The sequence below is a fragment of the Sphingomonas sp. genome, from assembly GCF_042095875.1.
GTDB lineage: Bacteria > Pseudomonadota > Alphaproteobacteria > Sphingomonadales > Sphingomonadaceae > Sphingomonas.
Map to the genome: position 1 here is coordinate 1 of NZ_JBELMJ010000107.1, position 2745 is coordinate 2745.

Below are 2745 nucleotides of genomic sequence, written 5' to 3' on the forward strand. Positions count from 1 at the left end.
TCAAAGCGAGCTTAATCATCAAACCCCATCGTCGATCGATCAGCCGCGCGCTCGTGTCGAGCACCCGCCCGTGTTGTTCTCTCGGATCGGTGGGACCCCCCGGCCGTCCTGATGGCAGCTTTGTGGCGCAATGTGTCAGTCCGAGGCAAGCCCGCCCCAATATTCGCGCGTCAAACCGGCCAAGGTGCGCGCCGAGTCGTTGAACGGCGGCCGAACGAGCCCCCGGAAGTGCCGCTCGATCAGCCCGCGCCAGTGCGTCGGCGGGTTCAACTCCTGCTTCGCGCAGGCCCATTCGAACCAGGTCGTGCCGAATCGGACGTGGCGGATCTCGTCGGTGTAGATGCGCTGGAGGATGCGCGCGCCCGCCTCGTCGCCCGACTGGCGAAAGCGCGTGATCGTCGTCGGCGTCACGTCGAGCCCGCGCGCTTCGAGCACCATCGGCACGACCGCGAGCCGCGCGAGCGGGTCATCGGCGGTGCGCGCCGCAGTCTCCCACAATCCGGCATGAGCGGGCAGCGCGCCGTAGCAGGAGCCGAGCGCGCGCAGGCGGCGGTCGAGCAGCGCGAAATGCATTGCCTCGTCCGCGCCAACCGAGATCCAGTCATCGACGAACGCGCGCGGGAAGCCGGCCCCGAACCGCCCCGCCATGTCGAAGGCGAGATCGACCGCGACGAACTCGATGTGCGCCAGCGCGTGGAGCAACGCGATCCGCCCGCGCTCCGATCCGGCCTTGCCGCGGCGGGGCATCTTGCCCGGCGGCAGCAGCTCGGGACGCGGCGGCCAGGCGGGCTTGACCGGCATCGTCTGATCGAACTTGTGGGTGAGCGCGCCCTTGCGCCACGCGCGCGCGACGCGGCGCGCGGCCTTCAGCTTGGCGACCGGAGCGGCGGTGGTCAGCACCTCGCGGCACGCTTCCGCGATGCTGGTGGTGGACGGCTCGGTCAAAGCGCGCGCGCCGCCTCCAGCACCGCGGCGGCGTGGTCGGGCACCTTTACCTTCCGCCACGCGCGCGCGAGCCGCCCGTCGCGGTCGAACAGGAAGGTCGCGCGCTCGACGCCCATATAGGTGCGGCCGTACATCTGCTTCTCGCCCCAGACGCCGAACGCCTCGGTCACTGAACCGTCGAGGTCGCTGGCGAGCGCGACGCGCAGGTCGTGCTTGGCGATGAACTTTGCGTGCTTGGCGACGCTGTCGCGCGAAACGCCGAGGACGTGGACGCCCGCGGCGGCGAAGTCGTCAGCGAGCGCGGAGAAGTCCTGCGCCTCGCGCGTGCAGCCCGGCGTGTCGTCCTTCGGGTAGAAATAGACGACGAGCGGGCGCGGCAGGTCGCGCAAGGAAAGCGGCTGGCCATCGGCCCCGGTCGCCGCCACGTCGGGCAATTCATCCATTCACCAACTCCCGCCAAAAACGCGCCACCTCCTCGCGTGTCGCGGTGAAGCTGGCAAGCACCGCGTCCCAGTCGGGCAAGCGCAGCGCCTGCGCGATCAGCGCACGCGTCGCCTCCGCAGTCGGCTCGGCCGTGTCGGGAGCGACGAGGCGCGCGGTGACGAGCAGCCGCGTGAGCAGGTCGTGCGCGTCGCGCAAGCCGGGTGGCAGTGCGCAGGCGGCAACGAGGCGGTCGATCGCGCGGCCGAGGTCAGGATCGAAGCCGGAGCGCGTGGTGAGCTGGACGACGTGGGTGAGGAATTCGAGGTCAACGAGACCACCGGGCAGCAGCTTCGCGTCGAGCGGCCCTGCCGGCGGTTTGTGCGCCGCCATCTCGTCGCGCATCGCGCGCGCGTCCGACGCCACGTCGTGCGGCGTGCGCGCGCCGTGGAGGACATCCGCGATCACCGCGTCGAGCGCGGTGCGCGCCGCGGGCGAACCGTACACGGTGCGCGCGCGAGTGAGTGCCATATGCTCCCACGTCCACGCCGACTCGCGCTGGTAACGCGTGAACGACTCGAGGGTCACGGCGAGCGGCCCGTGCGATCCCGACGGCCGCAGCCGCGTGTCGACCTTGTACAGCGGGCCGGCGGCGGTCGGCACCGACAACGCCGCGGTGACGCGCTGCGCCAGGCGATTGTAGTAGAGCGTCGCGCCGAGCGGCTTGGCCCCGTCCGACTCGGCCAGGAAGTCGCCGGTGAACAGGAAGATCAGGTCGAGGTCGGACGCGTGCGTCAGCGCCGCGCCGCCGAAGCGACCGAGTGCTAGGATCAGCAACTCACTGTCCGGCACGCGGCCGTGCGCGCGCGCGAATTCGGCGACGGTCGCCTCCGCCAGGACGCGCAATGCCGCTTCCGCGACACAGGAATAGTCGCGCGCGACCTGGAGCGGATCGGCAGCGGAGGCGACGAGCTGGACGCCGAGCGCGAAGCGCTGCTCACCCACCACGCGGCGGACGTGGTCGAGCAGCGCCTGGTAATCCGCGCCCGGCTCGACGCGGCGCATCGCGCTCGACAAGTCGTCGATCGCGCCGACTGGGTCGAGCGCGCTGGTATCGATCAGGCGATCGAGCAGGTCGGTGCGGCGCGCGAGTTCCTCCGCCAGCGTCGGCGCGTGGCTGAGCACGCGCGCGACCAGCCTGGTGAGCGCGGGCTGCGCCTCCAGCAAGCGGAAGAAGTTGATCGCGCTGGGCAACCGCTCGATCACGCGGTCGAGGCGCTGGATCGCCGCCTCGGGCACGGGCGCGGTGGCGAAATTTGTGACGAGGTCGGGCAGCACGGCCTCCAGCGCCGCCTGCGCCGCCGCACTGCGCAGCGCGGG

The 2745-nt window shown here is 71.3% G+C and carries 2 protein-coding genes and 1 pseudogene; all 3 read right to left on the bottom strand.

All coding sequences use genetic code 11. The annotated features are described in order from the left end of the window. Window positions 1-135: 135 nt before the first annotated feature. On the bottom strand, window positions 136-945 hold the full coding sequence (locus ACFDS6_RS16965; RefSeq protein ID WP_375273254.1) for a ferritin-like domain-containing protein: 810 nt from the start codon (window positions 943-945) through the stop codon (window positions 136-138). Then, window positions 942-1388: a peroxiredoxin gene (locus ACFDS6_RS16970; protein ID WP_375273255.1), complete on the bottom strand. Its 447-nt coding sequence runs from the start codon at window positions 1386-1388 to the stop codon at window positions 942-944. The genes ACFDS6_RS16965 and ACFDS6_RS16970 overlap by 4 nt, the downstream gene beginning before the upstream one ends. Continuing rightward, window positions 1381-2745: pseudogene (locus tag ACFDS6_RS16975) on the bottom strand (glutamine-synthetase adenylyltransferase); the annotation flags it as partial. The gene ACFDS6_RS16970 and the pseudogene ACFDS6_RS16975, both read right to left, overlap by 8 nt.

What these genes read in the sequence shown, in the direction of transcription:
- ACFDS6_RS16970 (WP_375273255.1), bottom strand. Translation starts at nt 1,388, where the DNA reads ATGGATGAATTGCCCGACGTGGCGGCGACCGGGGCCGATGGCCAGCCG.